This window comes from Serratia sp. CY56464, from assembly GCF_052168435.1.
GTDB classification, from domain to species: domain Bacteria; phylum Pseudomonadota; class Gammaproteobacteria; order Enterobacterales; family Enterobacteriaceae; genus Serratia; species Serratia marcescens.
The window spans coordinates 49,164-68,500 of record NZ_JBJNMV010000008.1 but is presented as its reverse complement, the minus strand read 5'-3'; the positions used below and the strand labels follow the sequence as shown (position 1 = coordinate 68,500).

Annotated in this window: 20 protein-coding genes; 9 read left to right on the top strand and 11 right to left on the bottom strand. The window is 58.9% G+C overall.

What is annotated here, in order from left to right:
* The first annotated feature begins 203 nt into the window (after positions 1 to 203).
* Positions 204 to 1,160 (top strand): polysaccharide deacetylase family protein, encoded by a 957-nt coding sequence (locus ACJ8KE_RS22865; RefSeq protein WP_016929690.1) that lies wholly within the window; start codon positions 204 to 206, stop codon positions 1,158 to 1,160.
* A gap of 6 nt (positions 1,161 to 1,166) precedes the next feature.
* Positions 1,167 to 2,261 carry a glycosyltransferase family 9 protein gene (locus ACJ8KE_RS22860; protein WP_049299569.1) on the top strand — a complete coding sequence of 365 codons (1,095 nt, stop codon included), beginning with the start codon at positions 1,167 to 1,169 and terminating at the stop codon, positions 2,259 to 2,261.
* Between the two features lie 44 nt (positions 2,262 to 2,305).
* On the opposite strand, the gene ACJ8KE_RS22855 is transcribed toward ACJ8KE_RS22860, so the two are convergent.
* Genes ACJ8KE_RS22855 through rfaD form a run of 5 tightly spaced genes read right to left on the bottom strand, consistent with a single transcriptional unit; the run spans position 2,306 to position 7,333 of the window.
* Positions 2,306 to 3,475 carry an O-antigen ligase family protein gene (locus ACJ8KE_RS22855; RefSeq protein WP_234213334.1) on the bottom strand — a complete coding sequence of 390 codons (1,170 nt, stop codon included), beginning with the start codon at positions 3,473 to 3,475 and terminating at the stop codon, positions 2,306 to 2,308.
* On the bottom strand, positions 3,459 to 4,361 hold the full coding sequence (locus ACJ8KE_RS22850; protein ID WP_028128083.1) for a sugar glycosyltransferase: 903 nt from the start codon (positions 4,359 to 4,361) through the stop codon (positions 3,459 to 3,461). Before ACJ8KE_RS22850 ends, ACJ8KE_RS22855 begins: the two co-directional genes overlap by 17 nt.
* Positions 4,361 to 5,332, bottom strand: a complete 972-nt coding sequence (gene rfaC, locus ACJ8KE_RS22845; protein ID WP_016929694.1) for a lipopolysaccharide heptosyltransferase RfaC — start codon at positions 5,330 to 5,332, stop codon at positions 4,361 to 4,363. The genes ACJ8KE_RS22850 and rfaC overlap by 1 nt, the downstream gene beginning before the upstream one ends.
* A 2-nt stretch (positions 5,333 to 5,334) precedes the next feature.
* A complete protein-coding gene (gene rfaF / locus ACJ8KE_RS22840) occupies positions 5,335 to 6,381 on the bottom strand; it encodes an ADP-heptose--LPS heptosyltransferase RfaF (RefSeq protein WP_116404162.1) in 1,047 nt (348 codons plus the stop codon).
* A 22-nt stretch (positions 6,382 to 6,403) separates the two neighbouring features.
* Positions 6,404 to 7,333 (bottom strand): ADP-glyceromanno-heptose 6-epimerase, encoded by a 930-nt coding sequence (rfaD, locus tag ACJ8KE_RS22835; RefSeq protein WP_016929696.1) that lies wholly within the window; start codon positions 7,331 to 7,333, stop codon positions 6,404 to 6,406.
* Positions 7,334 to 7,573: 240 nt separating this feature from the next.
* On the opposite strand from rfaD, the gene kbl reads away from it, so the two are divergent.
* Together kbl and tdh are read left to right on the top strand one after the other, a co-directional pair.
* A complete protein-coding gene (gene kbl, locus ACJ8KE_RS22830; protein ID WP_116404161.1) occupies positions 7,574 to 8,770 on the top strand; it encodes a glycine C-acetyltransferase in 1,197 nt (398 codons plus the stop codon).
* A 9-nt stretch (positions 8,771 to 8,779) separates the two neighbouring features.
* Positions 8,780 to 9,805 (top strand): L-threonine 3-dehydrogenase, encoded by a 1,026-nt coding sequence (tdh, locus tag ACJ8KE_RS22825; RefSeq protein ID WP_016929697.1) that lies wholly within the window; start codon positions 8,780 to 8,782, stop codon positions 9,803 to 9,805.
* 40 nt (positions 9,806 to 9,845) lie between these two features.
* Here the strand turns inward: tdh and ACJ8KE_RS22820 are convergent, their stop codons facing one another.
* The 3 genes from ACJ8KE_RS22820 to gpmM are packed head-to-tail and all read right to left on the bottom strand — an operon-like array spanning position 9,846 to position 13,690.
* Complete coding sequence (locus ACJ8KE_RS22820; protein ID WP_016929698.1) at positions 9,846 to 10,799, bottom strand: divergent polysaccharide deacetylase family protein; 954 nt, start codon at positions 10,797 to 10,799, stop codon at positions 9,846 to 9,848.
* A gap of 2 nt (positions 10,800 to 10,801) precedes the next feature.
* Positions 10,802 to 12,136 (bottom strand): murein hydrolase activator EnvC, encoded by a 1,335-nt coding sequence (envC, locus tag ACJ8KE_RS22815; protein ID WP_028128084.1) that lies wholly within the window; start codon positions 12,134 to 12,136, stop codon positions 10,802 to 10,804.
* Between the two features lie 9 nt (positions 12,137 to 12,145).
* A complete protein-coding gene (gene gpmM, locus ACJ8KE_RS22810; protein WP_397609314.1) occupies positions 12,146 to 13,690 on the bottom strand; it encodes a 2,3-bisphosphoglycerate-independent phosphoglycerate mutase in 1,545 nt (514 codons plus the stop codon).
* A gap of 297 nt (positions 13,691 to 13,987) precedes the next feature.
* On the opposite strand from gpmM, the gene ACJ8KE_RS22805 reads away from it, so the two are divergent.
* From ACJ8KE_RS22805 to cysE, 5 genes are all read left to right on the top strand, one after another.
* Positions 13,988 to 14,422, top strand: a complete 435-nt coding sequence (locus ACJ8KE_RS22805) for a rhodanese-like domain-containing protein (protein WP_016929700.1) — start codon at positions 13,988 to 13,990, stop codon at positions 14,420 to 14,422.
* A gap of 28 nt (positions 14,423 to 14,450) precedes the next feature.
* Positions 14,451 to 14,699, top strand: a complete 249-nt coding sequence (gene grxC / locus ACJ8KE_RS22800; protein ID WP_004931142.1) for a glutaredoxin 3 — start codon at positions 14,451 to 14,453, stop codon at positions 14,697 to 14,699.
* Positions 14,700 to 14,756: 57 nt separating this feature from the next.
* On the top strand, positions 14,757 to 15,227 hold the full coding sequence (gene secB, locus ACJ8KE_RS22795) for a protein-export chaperone SecB (RefSeq protein WP_004931139.1): 471 nt from the start codon (positions 14,757 to 14,759) through the stop codon (positions 15,225 to 15,227).
* Positions 15,227 to 16,246 (top strand): NAD(P)H-dependent glycerol-3-phosphate dehydrogenase, encoded by a 1,020-nt coding sequence (gene gpsA, locus ACJ8KE_RS22790; protein ID WP_016929701.1) that lies wholly within the window; start codon positions 15,227 to 15,229, stop codon positions 16,244 to 16,246. The genes secB and gpsA overlap by 1 nt, the downstream gene beginning before the upstream one ends.
* A 106-nt stretch (positions 16,247 to 16,352) precedes the next feature.
* The gene (gene cysE / locus ACJ8KE_RS22785) at positions 16,353 to 17,174 is read left to right on the top strand and encodes a serine O-acetyltransferase (RefSeq protein ID WP_004931135.1); all 822 of its coding nucleotides are present in this window, start codon (positions 16,353 to 16,355) and stop codon (positions 17,172 to 17,174) included.
* A 61-nt stretch (positions 17,175 to 17,235) separates the two neighbouring features.
* Here the strand turns inward: cysE and ACJ8KE_RS22780 are convergent, their stop codons facing one another.
* The 3 genes from ACJ8KE_RS22780 to trmL all read right to left on the bottom strand — a co-directional run bounded on the left by ACJ8KE_RS22780 (position 17,236) and on the right by trmL (position 19,310).
* On the bottom strand, positions 17,236 to 17,907 hold the full coding sequence (locus tag ACJ8KE_RS22780; RefSeq protein WP_097101192.1) for a DUF3313 domain-containing protein: 672 nt from the start codon (positions 17,905 to 17,907) through the stop codon (positions 17,236 to 17,238).
* A gap of 104 nt (positions 17,908 to 18,011) precedes the next feature.
* A complete protein-coding gene (locus ACJ8KE_RS22775; protein WP_097101194.1) occupies positions 18,012 to 18,785 on the bottom strand; it encodes a CHAD domain-containing protein in 774 nt (257 codons plus the stop codon).
* 51 nt (positions 18,786 to 18,836) lie between these two features.
* On the bottom strand, positions 18,837 to 19,310 hold the full coding sequence (gene trmL, locus ACJ8KE_RS22770) for a tRNA (uridine(34)/cytosine(34)/5-carboxymethylaminomethyluridine(34)-2'-O)-methyltransferase TrmL (protein WP_004931130.1): 474 nt from the start codon (positions 19,308 to 19,310) through the stop codon (positions 18,837 to 18,839).
* Positions 19,311 to 19,337: the final 27 nt, after the last annotated feature.

Below are 19,337 nucleotides of genomic sequence, written 5' to 3'. Positions count from 1 at the left end.
TTTCTGGGAAACCAATCTTTGATTCTAAATGACACGATCGCATGTGGCTACTGTTGCAAGGTTTTCTTGCCTGGTCGTAAAAAAATCGCCGAGCCGGGGACGAATGCGCTTCAACGTTGTCCAAACCAGGCAGCAAAGTCGTTTGCCCTGGCGAAACGGCCTGCGTAACATAGTGCATTCTGTTGATATCAGGCTCGATATTCATGACTAAACCGGCGTTTCTCATCACCATTGATACCGAAGGCGATAATCTGTGGCAAAACCACGATCGCATCGCGACCGAAAACACGCGTTTCTTGCCGCGCTTTCAGGCATTGTGCGAAAAATACGCCTTCAAACCGGTTTATCTCACCAACTATGAAATGGCGGTGGACCCGGCTTATGTCGAGTTCGCGCGCGACGTGATCGCTCGTGGCACGGGTGAAGTGGGCATGCACCTGCATGCCTGGAACAGCCCGCCGCTAGCGCCGCTCACCGACGACGACTGGCGCCACAAGCCTTATTTGATCGAGTATCCCGCCGATCAGATCCGCGCCAAGGTCGATCACATGACCAAGCTGCTGGAAGACGCCTTCCAGACCAAAATGCTCAGTCATCGCGCCGGCCGTTGGGCGTTCAACGAATATTATGCCTCGCTGCTGCTGGAATACGGCTATCAGGTGGACTGTTCGGTGACGCCGCGGGTCAACTGGCAGTTTTCGCCGGGCAATCCGCAGGGCGACGGCGGCACAGATTACAGCCGGTTCCCGTCGCAGGCCTATTTCATCGATCCGCAGAACATCGCCAAACCGGGCGCTTCGTCGCTGCTGGAAGTGCCGATGAGTATCCAGTACAAGCATTCGGCGCTGATGAATGCCTTCAAGCAGGGCTATGACCGGCTGCGCGGCAAGCGGCGTTCGCCGTCCGTCAACTGGCTGCGGCCGAGTGGCGGCAATGTGGCCAAGATGATAAGCGTGGCTGAGGCATCGCTGGCGCAGGGGCATGACTACGTTGAATTCATGCTGCACTCCTCCGAATTTATGCCGGGCGGCAGCCCGACGTTCAAAACCGAGCAGGATATCGAAGGGCTGTACCGCGATCTGGAGCAGCTGTTTGACTGGCTGCAGCAGCGCACGGTGGGCATGACGCTGGCCGAGTATTATCAACTTAAAGCGAATTAAACCAATATGTCGAAACAATGGAAAGTCAAGCTGGCTAACGCTTGTCTCCGGTTTTATACGAAGTTTGGCGGTAACTACAAAGATAAGCGCTCGTTTGATAAAAATCGCGATTTTGAGCGCATTGCTATTTTTTCGACAACCGCGTTGGGCGATTTGATGTTCAATACCCCGGCGATCCGTGCGATCCGTGAACGTTATCCCCGCGCCAAACTCACGTTGGTATCCAGCTACAAGAATGGCGGTTTAGTCGGAACCAGCAGCTATTTTTCCGACGTCATTTATTGGGATCACAAAGCCAAGGATATGCTCGGTGTCATCCGTCGATTGAAAAAGAATCGCCCGCAGTTGGCGGTGATACTGCATTCGAAAGCGCCCTATGATGTTATCACGGCGATCTGTTCCGGCTGCGAGTACTTATTTAAAGATGTCTATAAAAACGATTTGAGCGGTATGGAGCAGTGGTTGACCGGCATCAGCATTCGCGATCGAGGCCACCTGATTCAACGCAAGCTGGATCTGGTTAGCCAATTGGGATGCGATGCGCAGAATCGGGAAATGTTTATTCCGGTGGATTTTCCTCAACAGCCGAAACCATTGGGCAAGGTGGTGATTGGTTTTCAAATGGGGGCTTCTGAGCCCTTGCGTTGTTGGCCGGTTAGCCACTTTATCGGCCTGGCGAAAATGTTGCTGGCGCATTCGACGGAGTATCAAATTACCTTGATCGGTGCACCAAAAGAGCAAGTGATAGAGCGTGAATTTATGGCGGGTTTAACGGCGGAAGAACAGAGTCGGGTGGCCAGTTATATTGGCAAAACGACGTTGCCGCAATTGTTGGGGGTGATGGACAATATGGATGTGCTGGTTACCGGTGATACCGGGCCATTGCATTTGGCCATTGCGCTGAAAACCAAAACTGTCAGCCTGTTCGTGACCGCCGATCCGAAACAAACGGGTCCTTATCAGAACCCTGAGCTGCATCAGGTCATGCACGTACCAACGGAGACGCAGCAACTGAGCGATATACAGCGCCGGCAACCTTTAAGCATTATCACCAGTCAGAAGGTAATGGAGAAGGTCATGTTGAGTCTCGGTGCCGCATAAGATTGCTGAAAATCCGGGGCGGCCTATAGAACCGCCCCGGGCAGTTAACCGGCGTTGGCTTTCACTCTGGTCGTCATGATCACCGCCAACGGGAACCAGAATAAGTACCAGGATTCAGACGGATTACCTACCACGAACATCCCCTGCGATGTGTAAAACAGCAGAATAAAGATAAACAGCGCGGCTTCCAGACGCATGCCGTCGCGCAGGCGCCGCAGGGCCAGCAAGCCGCTATAGCTCAATACCGCCATGAACAGTGCCAGACCCACGATACCGCCTTTCAGTAACGCCCCCCAATAGAGACTGTGGGTGGTGCGTATATACTCACCGGAATAATTGGTGAAAGACAGCTCATAGTTGAATCCATAACCAAAGTAAGGACTTTGGCCGACCAGCTCGAAAATATGGTGCCAGATGCTCAGGCGAAGGGAGCTTTGGGTATACATTTCTTCGAAACGGGTCAGCAGCAATTGCCCTATTTCTGAAGATAAAATAACTGCACTAACCGCGACCAGCGCGATGAGAAAATAAGCGGCGTGCTTCAGTTTTAAGTGCCTATAGGATTGCGTGACCAGCAAGGCAATAAGCAGGGAAATCATCGGTCCGCGACTTTGGGTCAGCAGCATGGTGCCGAGCAGAATGGGTATGACGGCCAGAATAACCAGGCGCCGCTTCTCGCGAAATACGATCAGGCTGAGGAAGATGCCGATCCCTGCCATTCCCGCTAAATCAATGACGTTTCCGGGACCCGGATTGCTTTTCGAGACCTGCCGGCTGACTAGAATTTCTTGGTGATCAAAAACGAGCGAATACAGGCACAGGAGAGTGAGCCCCAGCGTGATGACGGTAAACAGCAAATCGCGTTTTGCGCCGTTAAGCACGCTGATCAGCATGGACAGATAAAGCAGCAGGTAAACGCTGTGCGTCAGGGTTGATTCGATATTGGCCGGATCGTTAGACCAAAGATTGCTGAAAGCGAAGTAGCATAACATCGCTGCAATCAGACCCAGCCCGCGGCGGACTTCATGATTCAGCGAAAAGATTAGCCGAAGATCTGCATTGCGATACAGCGCGATCGTGAAAAAAATTGCGGCAAGGTGAAACAGATTATTCACTTTTGTATAGCCACAAAAAATAGCGCTGAAAAAAGAAAACAGAAACAGGAACACGACATAAAGTTGCCGTGGCTGAAAAGCGTTATTTGAAAATTTCATCGGGATTGATCTTGTCGAAAATGTCATTGCTGACTGCGCTGGCGACAGAAAGGTTCTTTACCATGATGTTCTTGGCTTTCATCATTTTGCTGGCATGGCTCAGCGACGGCATGATCAGACTGGTGATCTTGTCCTCCAACTCGGTTGGCAGCTTATTTTCCGCTGCTTCATAAAAACGGGGTTGGTGAAAGTTGTTCATATCCAACCCAATGATATACACCTGTTCGAAACCCAAGAACGTTAGAATTTGCAGCGCCCAGTAGGCGACAGTGCCAGCATCGAAGACGCCGTGGCGAATGTCGTGGCTAAAAGCGATATCCTGTCTGTCGGCGGCAAACGTGACGTTATTGTTATCGTGATAGGCCGCCCACAGTTCTTTGTTGACTATTCTGGCTTGGTAGATTTTAAAGGCGGCATCTTCAATCACTGCCAAACGGCACTTCACTTTCTCCAGGCTGAATCTGTCGATGATTTTAGCCACGCCGTGCACCGTCGTGAAAAGCGTCAGGCGAGAGTCGGTGATGATATCGCCGATTATTTCCGCCTTTTTATCGATAAAACCCATATCAACAATGACATAGAATCTAAAATCTACCTGATCATGCAGATAATAGGCGCCGTTAACGCCCATGGCAGGCATGGCCGGGAATTTTTCCAGGTGGAGATTCTTCACCGAGGGGCCGGTGGCAGTCAGCAATATATCGCCAGAGAAACGCGCTTTCAGATCGGCCAATTGCACGAGCGGCACGCGCTGCCGACGGTAATTCAACTCGACGATCTCTCCGCTGGCGGCACGTTTTATCTTGACGTAAGGCCAGAGGTTTTCGTTATGCCTATAAGGGCGCGCATGCGTATAACGATATATTTGCTTGAAGAATGTTCCCATTATACCGGCACCCTGTCGTGAATCAGCGTCATCACCTTCTGAGCGGAAATGTCTGCCATGCTGTTGCTCTGCTCTGGCCGACAGGCGTATTGATTTTGCCCGTAGCCGCCGATCAGACCGGGATCGGTCGGCCCGAACAGCGTGATGTTCGGTTTGTCGAGCGCGGCGGTCAAATGGCTGAGCCCGGTGTCGACCGAGACCACGCCCCTGGCACCGGCCAGCACCTCGGCCACCTGCTGCAGGCTGAGCTTCGGCAGCACTTCGACATGTGAAAAACCTTCCGCCAAGCGCAGCGCGCGCTGATGTTCATGCTCTGCTCCCCACGGCAGTTTGATCTTCAGCCCGCTGTCCGCTGTCAGTGAGATCAGCTCACGCCAGTTTTGCTCCGGCCAATGCTTATCGTCACGGGTTGTCGCGTGCAAAAACACCAAATACTGCCCGGCATCGGCCGGCGGGCGGCTGAGAAAGCGTGCGGCGATGGCGTAATCGCCGTAGCTGCCTGGCTTGTCGTAGCCAAGGCTTTTGGCGAACAGTTCGCGCGTGCGCTCCACCGCGTGCTGCTGCTTGTCTATCTCATGGCGCACATTGTAGAACCAGCTGGCGAACGGTTCGCGCGCGCTCTTGCAGTCCGGGCCATGTTTGTTGCCTTTGGCGATGCGCGTGATTAGCGCGGCGCTTTTGATCAGGCCCTGCGCGTCGATCACCACGTCGTAACGGCGTTCTTGCAGCGCGCGTTTGAAGTCGCAGCGCTGTTGCCGAGTGTCGTTGCCGAACCAATTTTTTCGCCAGCGGCGAATGGCCACCGGGATCACGCGATCTACCGCCGGGTGCCAGGTGGGGATTTGGCTGAAGCCTTCTTCCACCACCCAGTCGAAGCGGATATCGGGAATGGCCTGCAGCGCGTCGGTCAGGGCGGGCAGTGTATGCAGCACGTCCCCCATCGAGGAGGTTTTTACAATTAACACCTGCATGATTATTCCTCGCTGGCGACAAGTAACGGCGTCAGCGCGTCCAACACTTGCTGCGGCTGAATATCGATCAAACTTTGGTGGTATCCCTGCTCGGCATCGCCCTTACGCACCTTGTGGTAGCCGCTGATCAAGCGAATCACCCGCGCCTCGTCGGAAAGCGGCGGCGTGAAGTCGGGGCTGCTTGGGCCGTACAAGGCTATCAGCGGTTTGTTCAACGCTGCGGCAACGTGCATTAAACCGGAGTCGTTACTGACCACCGCCCGACAGGCTGCGATCAGGATAACTGCTTGCTCCAGCTGGGTTTTTCCGGCCAGGTTAAGGCAGAAATCGCGGGCGTCTTCCTGCAGCGCGGCGCGGATCTGTTCGCCGGCCTCATGGTCTTTCGCCGAACCGAACAGCGCGATTTGATAGCCGCTCTCGATCAGCCGTTGTGCCAGCGCCGCGTAGTGATAGTGCGGCCAGCGCTTGGCGGGACCGAATTCTGCGCCCGGGCAGAAGCCGACGATCGGGCGGCTGTCGGTCAGGTTGAAGGCCGCGGTGGTGTCGGCGATCTCTTCGTCGCTCACCTGCAGCCGTGGCCACAGCAGCGGCTGCGGCAGATCGTCGGCGCGCTGAATGCGCCCTTTGTCATAGGCCAGCGCCACATAGCGTTGCACCATCAGCGGGAAGGCGGCCTTGTCGAGCACGCGGACATCGTTCAGCAGGCCGTAACGCATTTCGCCCCGCCAACCGGTGCGCTGCGGGATATCGGCGAAGAAGGGCACCAGCGCGGATTTGAACGAGTTGGGCAGAACGTAAGCGCGATCGTAACGGTTGGCGCGCAGAGCACGCCCCAGGCGGCGGCGCTCGCCGAGCCCCAGCGCGCCGTGGCCCAGCGGCATCGCCAGCGCCTGATTGACTTCCGGCATGCGCGCCAGCAACGGGCGGCACCAGGCCGGTGCCATCACATCGATCTCCGCCGACGGGTATTCGGCCTTCAGGGTGCGATAGAGACTTTGCGACATCATCATGTCGCCAACCCAAGAAGGGCCGATAACCAGTATTTTCATACCCAGCGTTAATTCCTTCAGCTTATGCGGTGCGGTTCAACCAGGCCATGTACTCTTTCACGCCTTCGGCGACCGTTTTGAACGGTGCGTCGTAGCCGGCGGCGCGCAGCTTGGTCAGATCGGCCTGGGTGTACGCCTGATAGCGGCCTTTCAGCTTCTCCGGGAACTCGATGTATTCCACAGCGCCTTTCTGGTGGAAGTCCACCACCGCGTCGGCTACCGCCTGGAAGGTTTCCGCTCGGCCGGTGCCGCAGTTGAAGATGCCGGATTTGCCGGTTTCCCAGAACCACAGGTTAACCGCCGCCACGTCGCCGACGTAGATGAAGTCACGCTTGAAGTTTTCGCTGCCGGCGAACAGTTTCGGGTTTTCGCCGCGGTTGATCTGGGTATTCAGGTGGAAGGCGACGCTGGCCATGCTGCCTTTGTGCCCTTCGCGCGGGCCATAAACGTTGAAGTAGCGGAAGCCGCAGATCTGCGAGTCCGCTTCCGGCAGGATCTCGCGCACGTACTGATCGAACAGGAATTTGGAGTAGCCGTACACGTTGAGCGGCGCTTCATACTCACGCTCTTCGATGAACTCTTCGCGGCCGCCGTAAGTGGCGGCGGAGGAGGCATACAAGAACGGGATTTCGCGATCCAGGCAGTAATGCAGCAGGTCTTTGGAGTACTGATAGTTATTGTCCATCATGTACTTGCCGTCCCACTCGGTGGTCGCGGAGCAGGCGCCTTCGTGGAACACCGCTTCGATATCGCCCAGATCGTCGCCGGCCACGATGCTGGCGATAAAGTCTTCTTTATCGATATAGTCGGCGATGTCCAGATCGACCAGGTTGACGAACTTGGTGCCGTCTTTCAGGTTATCCACCACCAGGATATCGCGATATCCCTTGTCGTTCAGTGCCTTAATGATGTTGCTGCCGATCATGCCGGCGCCGCCTGTGACGATAATCATTGGGTTACCCCTGCTAAGCTGCCTGGCGGGGCACAATGCCCCACGCTCAATGGCGGTTATAATAGCATTTCATGCCGCGGCAAACAGCGGAAGGGCTCCGAATATCCCGCATTGCCATTGAAGTCCGCCGTTTGCCGTGATATCTGCTGCAATTTTAATATTCTCTCCCGCGCATTCTCGTCAGTTTGGTTACAAATCAGTAAAATATGCCGCAAATAGCCCAATCCTGGAGATAACCGAATGTCAGCGTCTTTTTATCAGCAGTTGGAACAACAGCTTGCCGCCACGCGCAGTGAAGGGCTGTTCAAGGAAGAACGCATCATCACCTCCGCGCAACAGGCGGATATCGCCGTCGCCGACGGCAGCCATGTGATCAACTTCTGCGCCAATAACTACCTGGGCCTGGCCAACCACCCGGCGCTGATCGCCGCCGCCAAGTCTGGCATGGACAGCCACGGTTTCGGCATGGCGTCGGTGCGCTTCATCTGCGGCACCCAGGACAGCCACAAGCAGCTGGAACAGAAACTGGCGACCTTTTTGGGCATGGAAGACGCGATCCTGTACTCCTCTTGCTTCGACGCCAACGGCGGGCTGTTCGAAACCCTGCTCGGCCCGGAAGACGCCATTATCTCCGATGCGCTGAACCACGCGTCGATCATCGACGGCGTGCGCCTGTGCAAGGCCAAGCGCTATCGCTATGCCAATAACGACATGACCGAGCTGGCCGCGCAGCTGAAGCAGGCCAAAGCCGACGGCGCGCGTCACATCCTGATCGCCACTGACGGCGTCTTCTCGATGGACGGCGTGATCGCCAACCTGAAAGGGGTTTGCGATCTGGCGGACGAATACCAGGCGCTGGTGATGGTGGATGACTCTCACGCGGTGGGCTTTGTCGGCGCCAACGGGCGCGGCACCCATGAATACTGCGAAGTGATGGGCCGCGTCGATATCATCACCGGTACGTTAGGCAAAGCGCTGGGCGGCGCGTCCGGCGGCTACACCGCCGCCAAGAAAGAAGTGGTGGAGTGGCTGCGCCAGCGTTCGCGCCCGTACCTGTTCTCCAACTCGCTGGCGCCGGCGATCGTCGCCGCGTCGATCAAAGTGCTGGAACTGCTGGAAGAGGGCGATGCCCTGCGCGATCGCCTGTGGGCCAACGCGCGTCTGTTCCGCGAAAAAATGACCGCCGCCGGCTTCACGTTGGCCGGCGCCGATCATGCCATCATCCCGGTGATGCTGGGTGAGGCGAAGCTGGCGCAGGAATTCGCCAATGCGTTGCTCAAGGAAGGCATCTATGTGACCGGTTTCTTCTATCCGGTGGTGCCGAAAGGCCAGGCGCGCATCCGTACCCAGATGTCCGCTGACCACACCCCGGAGCAAATCGAACGCGCAGTGGCGGCGTTTACACGTATCGGTAAGGATCTTGGCGTTATTGCATAAGGTAAAACCATGAAAGCACTGTCAAAACTGAAAGCGGAAGAAGGGATTTGGATGACCGACGTGCCTCAGCCGGAGCTGGGCCACAACGACATCATGATCAAAATCCGCAAAACCGCGATCTGCGGCACCGATGTGCATATCTACAACTGGGACGAGTGGTCGCAAAAAACCATTCCGGTTCCGATGGTGGTCGGCCATGAATATGTGGGCGAAGTGGTGGCGATCGGTCAGGAAGTCAAAGGCTTCAGCATCGGCGATCGCGTGTCCGGCGAAGGCCACATCACCTGCGGGCACTGCCGCAACTGCCGCGGCGGCCGCACGCACCTGTGCCGCAACACCGTCGGCGTGGGCGTGAACCGTCCGGGCAGCTTCGCGGAATACCTGGTGATCCCGGCGTTCAACGCCTTCAAGATCCCGGATAACATCTCCGACGAGCTGGCTTCGATCTTCGATCCGTTCGGTAACGCGGTGCACACCGCACTGTCGTTCGATCTGGTCGGGGAAGACGTGCTGGTGTCCGGCGCCGGCCCGATCGGCATCATGGCGGCGGCGGTGTGCAAACACGTCGGCGCTCGCCATGTGGTGATCACCGATGTTAACGAATACCGCCTGGAACTGGCGCGCAAGATGGGTGTGACCCGTGCGGTGAACGTCAGCAAGGAAAACCTCAGCGACGTGATGGCCGAGCTGGGCATGACCGAAGGGTTCGACGTCGGTTTGGAAATGTCCGGCGCGCCGCCGGCGTTCCGCACGCTGCTTAATGCGATGAACCACGGCGGGCGTATCGCCATGCTGGGCATTCCGCCTTCGGATATGTCGATCGACTGGAATCAGGTCATCTTCAAGGGGCTGTTTATCAAAGGGATTTACGGCCGTGAAATGTTCGAAACCTGGTACAAGATGGCGGCGCTGATCCAGTCCGGTCTGGATTTGACCCCGATCATCACCCACCGTTTCTCGATCGACGAGTTCCAGCAGGGCTTCGACGCCATGCGCTCCGGCAAGTCGGGCAAAGTGGTGCTGAGCTGGGATTAATCTCGGCAAATGTGAAAAGGGCCGGAATTCCGGCCCTTTTTTATGCTTGCGGTTTGGCTTGCGTCCAGTGTTGCCAATGACGCTTGATGAAGTTCACCGGCGGCGAGGTGGCAATGCTGTCGGCGATAACGCCCAGCGCGGTGCCGGCGTTGGTTTTTTCCTTCGGCGGTTTGACCTTGCACTGCTTGATGCCGCCGCTGAACGGATTCTTCGGCTGCGGTTTTTGCGGTTTGACCGGCGGCGGGACGTAGCTGCCACCGCCGTTGCCCTGCGGTTCGTTCAGCAGCGCGCTCGGTTTGACCAGCACGATATCGGCGGGCAGCGACGGCAGCATCTGCTGCAGCACCTTCACCGTCGCCGGGCGCGGGTGGCCGATGGCGATGGCGGATCCGTTGCGCCGCGCCAATTCGACCGCGCGGTTGAACTGGCGGCGGATGTCGGCTTCGTTCGCGGTATCGTCGAGGAACACCCTGCGTTTGATCACCTTCACGCCGGTGCCGGCCGCGGCGCGGGTCGCCTGGCTGCTGCCGATGGTCATGCTGTCGAGGAAGTACAGGCGGTAGCTTTCGAGCGCCTGCATCACTTTCTGCATGCCCGGCAGGCTGGAGGTCATGGCGCTGCCCATGTGGTTGTTCATGCCGACCGCGTAGGGCACGTTGTTCACTGCGTTGCGGATGATGCGCTGGATCTCGTCGCTGCTCATGGCAGGCTGCAGGGTATCGCGCTCCAGCGGCTGCTTGCTGAGCGGCGCCATCGGCATGTGGATCAAGACTTCGCGGCCCTGGCTGTGGGCGCGGGTGGCCATCAGGCGGGCATGCGGCGCGTTGGGCAAGACTGCGACCGAGATCGCCGTCGGCATTTGCAGCACCGCGTTTTCTTCGTGAGGGCGGTAGCCCACGTCATCGATGACGATGGAGAGTTTTCCTGCCTGCGCAGCGTAAACCTGCAGCAGACAGCCGATTAACAAAGCTGTACGGGTTTTGACATAACGCAAATCTATCTTCCCAACCACGGCAGTGGGTTAACCGCCTGTCCCTGACGACGGATTTCGAAATAGAGCGACGGCGTTCCCTGGCCGCCGCTGGTGCCGACCAGCGCGATCGGCTGGCCGGCGCGCACCTGCGCCCCGACGTTGACCAACGCGCTTTGGTTGTAGCCGTACACGCTCATGTCGCCTTTACCGTGTTCGACCACCACCATCAGGCCATAGCCTTGCAGCCAGTCGGCCAGCAGCACGCGGCCATCGGCGACGGCTTTCACTTCGCTGCCTTCGCGGGCTTCGATCACCATGCCTTTCCAGCGTAGCTCGCCCTGCTGCTGCTCGCCAAAGCCGTGCAGCGTGCGGCCGCGCACCGGCCACATCAGCTGGCCGGCCGGACGGCCGAGGCCGCCGGTTCGCGCCATCAGCGAGCGATCGGCTTCGCTAGGTTTGTAGGTGGTGCCGGTTTTCTTCGCCTGCTGTTCCTTGATGCGCACCTGTTCGCGCACTTTGGCCGCTTCACGCGCTTCGCGTTCGGCGCGCGCACGGGCTTCGCGCTCCGCCCGAGCGATCTTGTCGCGCATGCGGGCTTCGTTTTGGCGCAGTTCCACCAGGCGTTGTTGGTCTTTTTCCAGCGAAGCTTCCAGCGCGGTCAGCGTTTTCTTGCGGGCGCCGCGCGCCTGCTCCAGCTTCTGCTGCTGTGTCTGTTGTTCGCTCAGTAAGGATTTTTGCTGGCCCTGTTTAGCCACCAGCGTGGTTTTTTGCTTCGCCAGCTCGGCGCGGGTCTGTTTCAACTCTTCGATGGTTTTCTGGCGCGCTTCATTCAGATAGCCGAAATAGGCCAGAATACGTTCGCTGCGCTGGCTTTCTTCACCGCTGAGGATCAGCTGAACGGCGCTGTGCTGCCCTTGTCGGAAGGCGGCGTCGAGCTGTTTGGCGAGGAGGTTTTGCTGGGTCGATTGCTGCTTTTGCAGTTTGGCTATCGAGGCGTTCAGGCCGGAAATGTCCTTGCCCAACTGGGTGAGCGTGCCCTGGGTGTCGCGCAACTGGCGGCTGGCCTGGGCGATGGTTTTTTCCTGTTGACGCAGCTGATCCTGCAGCGAGCTGCGTTGCTGCTGCTGCTGCTTCACCGCTTTTTCTTTCTCGGCGATGCTCTGCTGGATGTCTTTCAACTGGGATTTATTGTCTTCCGCCGCCTGGCCGGCGAGCGGCAACAGCAAGACGCCAGCGCAAAATACGCTGGCGCACATGGCGGTGAACGTCCTTGGCGCGGTGCGTTCAGGCAGCGGCCGGCTGCCTGCGTTTGCGCTTCGGGTTACCCTTGATAGTGCAAAAAACGCCTTCTCCCTCATGGAGAAGGATTATTCCACGATGAACAGCGGCTTACCAGTCATCTCTTGCGGGATTTCCATTCCCATCAGCGTTAACAGGGTTGGCGCGATGTCCGAAAGCTTGCCGCCTTCGACCGCGCGCGCCGGTTTGCCGACGTAAATCAGCGGCACCGGCAGGCTGGTGTGGGCGGTGTGCGCCTGGCCGGTGGCCGGATCGCGCATCTGCTCGGCGTTGCCGTGATCGGCGGTGATCAGCAGCTGACCGTCGACGTCGCGCACCGCGTCAACCACCTGAGCGATGCAGGCGTCCAGCGTTTCCACCGCTTTGACCGCCGCGTCATACACGCCGGTATGCCCCACCATGTCGCCGTTCGGGTAGTTGCAGATGATGGCGTCGTATTTGCCGCTGCGAATGGCGCTCAACAGTTTGTCGGTCAGCTCGGCGGCGCTCATCTCAGGCTGCAAATCGTAGGTGGCGACCTTCGGCGAATTGACCAGCACGCGGTCTTCCCCTTTGAATGGCGCTTCCACGCCGCCGTTATAGAAGAAGGTGACGTGGGCATATTTTTCGGTTTCCGAGATGCGCAGCTGGGTTTTGTCGTGCTTCATCAGCCATTCGCCGAAGGTGTTGGCCAGCGGCGCCGGCGGATAGGCGCAGGCGGTCGCGATGTCGGCGGCGTACTCGGTCAGCATCACGAAATCGCCGAACTGCACCTGTTTGGCGCGCGGGAAACCGTCGAAATCCGCGTTCACGAAGGCGCGGGTGATCTGGCGCGCGCGGTCAGCGCGGAAGTTCATGAAGATCAACGCGTCGCCGTCCTGCATCGCGGCATCGGCCTCGCCGGCGGCGCGGATCACGGTCGGTCTGACGAACTCGTCGTTTTCACCGCGCTGATAAGCGGCCTGCAGGCCGGCGACCGCATCGTCGGCCACGGAGTCGCCTTTGGCCGCGGTCAGCAGGTCATAGGCCAGCTGCACGCGATCCCAACGGTTGTCGCGATCCATGGCGTAGTAGCGCCCAATGAGTGAAGCGATGCGCCCGACGCCCAGCGTGGCGAAGGCCTCGCGGCAGCGCTGCAACGGGGCTTCGGCGCTGCGCGGCGGCGTGTCGCGCCCGTCGAGGAAGGCATGCAGATAAATGGCTTTGGCGCCGCGCTGAGCGGCCAGTTTAATCATGGCCAGGATGTGCTCGTCATGGCTGTGCACGCCGCCCGGCGACAGCAGGCCCATGATATGCACCGCCTTGCCAGCCGCCACGGCCTTATCCACGGCGGCGGTCAGCACCGGGTTGGCGAAGAAGTCGCCGTCGGCGATCGCTTTGTCCAACCGGGTCAGATCCTGGTACACGATGCGCCCGGCGCCCAGATTGACGTGGCCGACTTCGGAGTTGCCCATTTGCCCATCGGGCAGGCCGACATCCAGCCCGGAGGCGGCGATCAGCGTATGCGGCTGCTCCCGCCACAGGCGATCCATCACCGGGGTGCTGGCGTTCAGGATCGCGTTGTCCTGCCGCTCTTCACGGTGGCCGTAACCGTCCAGGATCACCAGTACCATCGGTTTTTTGTTGTTCGACATTGCATTGACCTCTTATGAACTTTTTAAGCTGCGAATAGCCATGCGCCCGCCGCAAGCATGGCTATTCGCCCTCGAAAAACCGGCTGATTTTACATCGCCACCGGCGAGAAATAGCCCAAAGAGATCAAGGTTGCGGCGAATCGCGCGGGCTTTTATGCTCTGACCTCGGGAATTTCTCAGCGCAGCCCGCAGTTTCTACAATCGCGCTTGCTTATTGGCTGTATTTGCCGCACTCGGCAGGTATACTCTGGAACCTTGACTTATTTATCCCTTAACTGACGGGAGTTGTTACACCCCATGCTGCAAGAAATTATGCCATTCGTAAGCAGACACCCGATTCTGAGCCTGGCTTGGATCGCTCTGCTGGTCGCCGTGATCGTCATGACTTTCAAAAGCCGTTTCTCCAAGGTCAAAGAGATCGCCCGCGGTGAAGCTATCCGCCTGATCAACAAAGAAGAAGCCGTGGTGGTCGACACCCGCAGCCGCGACGATTTCCGCCGTGGTCACCTGGCCAGCGCCATTAACCTGACCGCCAGCGAAATCAAAAGCGGCAGCCTGGGCGAGCTGGAAAAACACAAAGCGCAGCCGATCATCGTCGTATGCGCCAACGGCACCGCCTCCCGCGAGCCGGCGGAGAACCTGAGCAAGGCCGGTTTTGAAAAGGTGACGATGCTGAAAGACGGTATCGCCGGCTGGAGCGGAGAAAACCTGCCGCTGGTGCGCGGTAAGTAACCGTTTAACCTATTTGAGGTGGCAATCCATGGCTAACATTGATATCTACACCAAAGCGACCTGTCCGTTCTGCCATCGCGCCAAGGCGCTGTTGAACAGCAAGGGCGCGGCGTTTAACGAGATCGCCATCGACGGCGATAACGCCAAGCGCGAAGTGATGATCGAGCGCAGCGGGCGCACTACCGTGCCGCAGATTTTCATCGACGGCCGGCATATCGGCGGCTGTGATGATTTATATGAACTCGATGCTCGCGGCGGCCTGGATCCGCTGCTTTAAGCAGCTTGCCGGTTCACCGAGTGTCAATAAGGACGTTTAACCAAGGGTATTACTCACATGTCAGAACAAAACAGCACCGAAATGGCTTTCCAGATCCAACGTATCTATACCAAGGATATCTCCTTCGAAGCGCCGAACGCGCCGCAGGTTTTCCAGCAGGAATGGCAGCCGGAAGTTAAACTTGATCTGGATACCGCGTCCAGCCAGCTGGCTGACGAAGTGTATGAAGTGGTACTGCGCGTAACCGTGACGGCGACCCTGGGCGAAGAGACGGCGTTCCTGTGCGAAGTGCAACAGGCGGGCATCTTCTCGGTAGCAGGCATCGAAGGCACGCAGCTGGCGCATTGCCTGGGCGCATACTGCCCGAACATCCTGTTCCCGTATGCGCGCGAGTGCATCACCAGCCTGGTTTCCCGCGGCACCTTCCCGCAGCTGAATCTGGCACCGGTCAACTTTGACGCGCTGTTCATGAACTATCTGCAGCAGCAGGCGGAAGGCGAAGGTGCCGCACCACATCAGGATGCCTGATGAACACCGTCAATGCTTCAATGACTGTTATCGGTGCCGGCTCGTACGGCACCGCATTGGCCATTACGCTGGCGCGTAACGGCCATTCCGTAGTGCTGTGGGGGCACAACCCCGCGCAAATTCAAACGTTGCAGCACGATCGCTGCAATCAGGCGTTTCTGCCCGACGTTCCCTTCCCCGATACCCTGCTGCTTGAAGCCGATTTGGCGCGTGCGCTGGCCGCCAGCCGCGACGTGCTGGTGGTGGTGCCGAGCCACGTGTTCGGCGACGTGCTGCGCCAGCTGAAGCCGCATCTGCGCCCGGACGCCCGCATCGTGTGGGCCACCAAGGGATTGGAAGCGGAAACCGGTCGGTTGCTGCAGGACGTGGCGCGTGAGGCGCTGGGCGAGACGATCCCGCTGGCGGTGCTCTCCGGGCCGACGTTCGCCAAAGAGCTGGCCGCCGGCCTGCCGACGGCGATCGCGCTGGCGGCGACCGATGCGCAGTTCGCCGACGATCTGCAACAGCTGCTGCACTGCGGCAAGAGCTTCCGCGTCTACAGCAATCCCGACTTCATCGGCGTGCAGCTTGGCGGCGCGGTGAAGAACGTGATCGCCATCGGCGCCGGCATGTCCGACGGCATCGGTTTCGGCGCCAACGCCCGTACCGCGTTGATTACACGCGGGCTGGCGGAAATGAGCCGTCTGGGTTCTGCGCTGGGCGCCGATCCTTCGACGTTCATGGGCATGGCGGGGCTGGGGGATCTGGTGCTAACCTGCACGGACAACCAGTCGCGCAACCGTCGCTTCGGCATTATGCTGGGGCAGGGTAAAGGCGTGCAGGAAGCGCAGGACAGTATCGGTCAGGTGGTCGAGGGCTATCGCAATACCAAAGAGGTGTTGGCGTTGGCGCAGCGGCACGGTGTGGAAATGCCGATCACCGAACAGATTTATCAGGTGCTTTACTGCCACAAGGACGCCCGCGAAGCGGCGCTGAGCCTGCTGGGGCGAGCCCGAAAGGACGAAAAACCCAGCGCGTGACATAAAACGATATGTCGGGGCAGCTGAATGCTGACCCCGCAAATGACCTGGGCCGCTTCGCGCTACCGTGTGAAGCGGCCCGTTTGGCAAGGTAAAGGGGTATGTGATGTCGTCAGAAGAGTTGGAACAGGTCTGGAACAGCATTAAATCAGAAGCGCGAGCACTGGCTGATTGTGAACCGATGCTGGCCAGCTTTTTCCATGCGACGTTGCTCAAGCACGAGAATCTGGGCAGCGCGCTCAGCTATATGCTGGCCAACAAGCTGGCCACGCCGATCATGCCCGCCATCGCGGTGCGCGAGGTGGTGGAAGAGGCCTACAAGTCTGACAACCAGATGATCGTTTCGGCGGCGCGCGATATCCTCGCGGTGCGCCTGCGCGACCCGGCGGTCGATAAATACTCCACGCCGCTGCTTTACCTGAAGGGGTTCCATGCGCTGCAGGCTTACCGCATCGGTCACTGGCTGTGGCAGCAAGGGCGGCAGGCGCTGGCGATCTACCTGCAAAATCAAATTTCCGTCGCCTTCGGCGTGGACATCCACCCGGCGGCGACCATCGGTTGCGGCATCATGCTCGACCACGCCACCGGCATCGTGATCGGTGAAACGGCGGTGGTGGAGAACAATGTCTCTATCCTGCAGTCGGTCACCCTGGGCGGTACCGGTAAAACCAGCGGCGACCGTCATCCGAAAATCCGTGAAGGGGTGATGATTGGCGCAGGCGCCAAAATTCTCGGCAATATCGAAGTGGGCAAGGGCGCGAAGATCGGCGCGGGCTCGGTGGTCTTGCAGGCGATACCGCCGCACACCACCGCCGCCGGCGTGCCGGCGCGCATCGTCGGGCGGCCGGAGAGCGATACGCCGTCGATGGATATGGACCAATACTTCAACGGCACCAATCACGGCTTCGAGTACGGCGACGGCATTTGAACGCCGTTTGCGTATCCATTCAGGGGGAGCTTCGGCTCCCCCTGTGTTTTTCAGGCGGCGGTCAGCCCTGCTTAGGGAAGTTGGTGATATCGGTAACGATGTCGTCGATCGCCGCCTTGACGTCATCCGCCGTGACCGGCGTGCTGTCGTTGTTGACGGTTTTACCGTAGGCCTTGCGTACCACTTCCAGCACCGTTTTACCGGTATCCTGGTCGATCAACTCGCCTTCGATATACAGCGCGGTATTTTGCGTCCGGTGCCCGGTAGCCGCCATAGTGCTGGCAACCACCGCCGCGACCGGCACCACCTCATAGAACTTCATGTCTTCGTTTTCGGCCGAAACGGCGGTGATGGCGAGTTTGGCCACCAGAACGCGCGAGCCCGTCGGGCTTGGCAGAATGGTAAAGCGGTTCTGCAGCGCGGTTTTGATTCGCTGGGTCGCGTAGGCCTTAATCTTGTTCAGCGTGTCCTGGCTGACGCGCGCCGTGGGTTTCTCCGCCGGGAAATAGACTACCGGTTGGAAATAGATGCCGCGATAGTTGGATTCCTTGTAGCTTGGATCTACCCAGCGCAGCGTTTTATGACCGCTTGGTGAGGTGGTTTCCTGCAGTTTGCTGTAATCGGACAAGAAGCCCGAATATTGCGACGTTTGGGTGACTTTGGACGAACAGCCCGCCAGCAACAGGCCCGCTGCCAGAACGGCCATGGCAACGCTCAAGCGTTGTTTTTTCATGTGGTTTCCTATGATGAGTGGTGATTACCCTTACAAAACATAGCGCATTATCTGCGCCTCATCGGGCATTTTCGGGGCCGGGCGTGCCCTGCTGCGGCCTTTTTTCAGGATCGTGATGCGCCGCCGGTTTTCGCCGCCAGTGCCGGTGATAAGGCGGCGAGCAAGGCGTCCGCTCTGACCAGCGCCTGGCGTTGCTCAGCTTGCCACCGGGGCAACAAGGGCCAGAGATCCGCCTGATGTTCTGCCTGCAGGCACCAGATCTCCCGATCGTGCCAGTCACCGAGGGCGTTTTGCGCCGCTTTCAGGCTCGCCATCGCGGCGGGAGAGAGGGGAAGGTGCTGCGGATAGGCTTCAGCCGCGTAACGCAGGCGTTTTATCAGCAGCCGCAGGCGATGGCGATCGTAGCCGGTATCGGCCAATGCCCGGCGCAATTGCCGCTGCTGGCGCTGCAGGCGTCTATTCAGGCGGTGTTTGGCGCCGCGCCGCGCGGTGCGGCGAAAGCGGCGCGGCCAGGCGTGCAAAAGCGAGGGAAAGCCAATGAGCTGCGGATGAGCGAGCAGTTGACGGCAGCGGGCCCGAAGTTCGCTCTGGCGCGCGTTGGCCTGCCAGTCGAGGCGATGACGCGCCAGCTCGGCGATCAGCACCTCGAGATCGCGCAGCGGCGTCGTGAGCTTGCCTAATTCGGCGGCGTCCCGATCGAGCCGGGTTGCGCCGGGGCAGCCGCGCAACGGACGCAGCAGGCTGCGAATGCGGCGCAGGCAGACGCGCAAGTCGTGCAGCGCTTCGCTGTCTTGCGCCTGTTGCAGCCGCAACAGCGCCTCGTTCAGCGCCGGTTCGAGCCGGCGAAACTGGGTGACAATCTCTGCGACGAAAGCCATGTGCCGTGCCTGGAAGGGGTTAACCTTTCCAGTATGGCGCGACGTCGCGAATTACGCCTTGATCAGCGCACCGGCATAGTCCAGCTGCCGCCAGGCTTCATACACCACTACCGATACGGCATTCGACAGGTTCATGCTGCGGCTTTGCGCCTGCATCGGGATGCGGATTTTTTGCTGCGCAGGCAGCGCATCGAGGATGTCGGCAGGCAACCCGCGCGTTTCCGGGCCGAACAGCAGGTAGTCGCCGGCCTGGTAGCTGACGGCGCTGTGCGCCGGCGTGCCCTTGGTGGTGAGGGCAAACAGCCGCTGCGGGTTTTCGGCGGCGAGAAAGGCGGCGTAATCGGCATGACGGCTAACGCGGGTGAACTCATGATAGTCCAGCCCGGCGCGGCGCAGGCGCTTGTCGTCCCACGGGAAACCCAGCGGTTCGATCAGGTGCAGATTAAAGCCGGTATTGGCGCACAGGCGGATGATATTGCCGGTATTGGGTGGAATTTCGGGTTCAAATAAAACGATGTTCAGCATGTTGCAGGCCCCTCGTGAACGAGGGGC

What these genes read in the sequence shown, in the direction of transcription:
- ACJ8KE_RS22865 (WP_016929690.1), top strand. Translation starts at nt 204, where the DNA reads ATGACTAAACCGGCGTTTCTCATCACCATTGATACCGAAGGCGATAAT.
- ACJ8KE_RS22860 (WP_049299569.1), top strand. Translation starts at nt 1,167, where the DNA reads ATGTCGAAACAATGGAAAGTCAAGCTGGCTAACGCTTGTCTCCGGTTT.
- ACJ8KE_RS22855 (WP_234213334.1), bottom strand. Translation starts at nt 3,475, where the DNA reads ATGAAATTTTCAAATAACGCTTTTCAGCCACGGCAACTTTATGTCGTG.
- ACJ8KE_RS22850 (WP_028128083.1), bottom strand. Translation starts at nt 4,361, where the DNA reads ATGGGAACATTCTTCAAGCAAATATATCGTTATACGCATGCGCGCCCT.
- rfaC (WP_016929694.1), bottom strand. Translation starts at nt 5,332, where the DNA reads ATGCAGGTGTTAATTGTAAAAACCTCCTCGATGGGGGACGTGCTGCAT.
- rfaF (WP_116404162.1), bottom strand. Translation starts at nt 6,381, where the DNA reads ATGAAAATACTGGTTATCGGCCCTTCTTGGGTTGGCGACATGATGATG.
- rfaD (WP_016929696.1), bottom strand. Translation starts at nt 7,333, where the DNA reads ATGATTATCGTCACAGGCGGCGCCGGCATGATCGGCAGCAACATCATT.
- kbl (WP_116404161.1), top strand. Translation starts at nt 7,574, where the DNA reads ATGTCAGCGTCTTTTTATCAGCAGTTGGAACAACAGCTTGCCGCCACG.
- tdh (WP_016929697.1), top strand. Translation starts at nt 8,780, where the DNA reads ATGAAAGCACTGTCAAAACTGAAAGCGGAAGAAGGGATTTGGATGACC.
- envC (WP_028128084.1), bottom strand. Translation starts at nt 12,136, where the DNA reads ATGAGGGAGAAGGCGTTTTTTGCACTATCAAGGGTAACCCGAAGCGCA.
- gpmM (WP_397609314.1), bottom strand. Translation starts at nt 13,690, where the DNA reads ATGTCGAACAACAAAAAACCGATGGTACTGGTGATCCTGGACGGTTAC.
- ACJ8KE_RS22805 (WP_016929700.1), top strand. Translation starts at nt 13,988, where the DNA reads ATGCTGCAAGAAATTATGCCATTCGTAAGCAGACACCCGATTCTGAGC.
- grxC (WP_004931142.1), top strand. Translation starts at nt 14,451, where the DNA reads ATGGCTAACATTGATATCTACACCAAAGCGACCTGTCCGTTCTGCCAT.
- secB (WP_004931139.1), top strand. Translation starts at nt 14,757, where the DNA reads ATGTCAGAACAAAACAGCACCGAAATGGCTTTCCAGATCCAACGTATC.
- gpsA (WP_016929701.1), top strand. Translation starts at nt 15,227, where the DNA reads ATGAACACCGTCAATGCTTCAATGACTGTTATCGGTGCCGGCTCGTAC.
- cysE (WP_004931135.1), top strand. Translation starts at nt 16,353, where the DNA reads ATGTCGTCAGAAGAGTTGGAACAGGTCTGGAACAGCATTAAATCAGAA.
- ACJ8KE_RS22780 (WP_097101192.1), bottom strand. Translation starts at nt 17,907, where the DNA reads ATGAAAAAACAACGCTTGAGCGTTGCCATGGCCGTTCTGGCAGCGGGC.
- ACJ8KE_RS22775 (WP_097101194.1), bottom strand. Translation starts at nt 18,785, where the DNA reads ATGGCTTTCGTCGCAGAGATTGTCACCCAGTTTCGCCGGCTCGAACCG.
- trmL (WP_004931130.1), bottom strand. Translation starts at nt 19,310, where the DNA reads ATGCTGAACATCGTTTTATTTGAACCCGAAATTCCACCCAATACCGGC.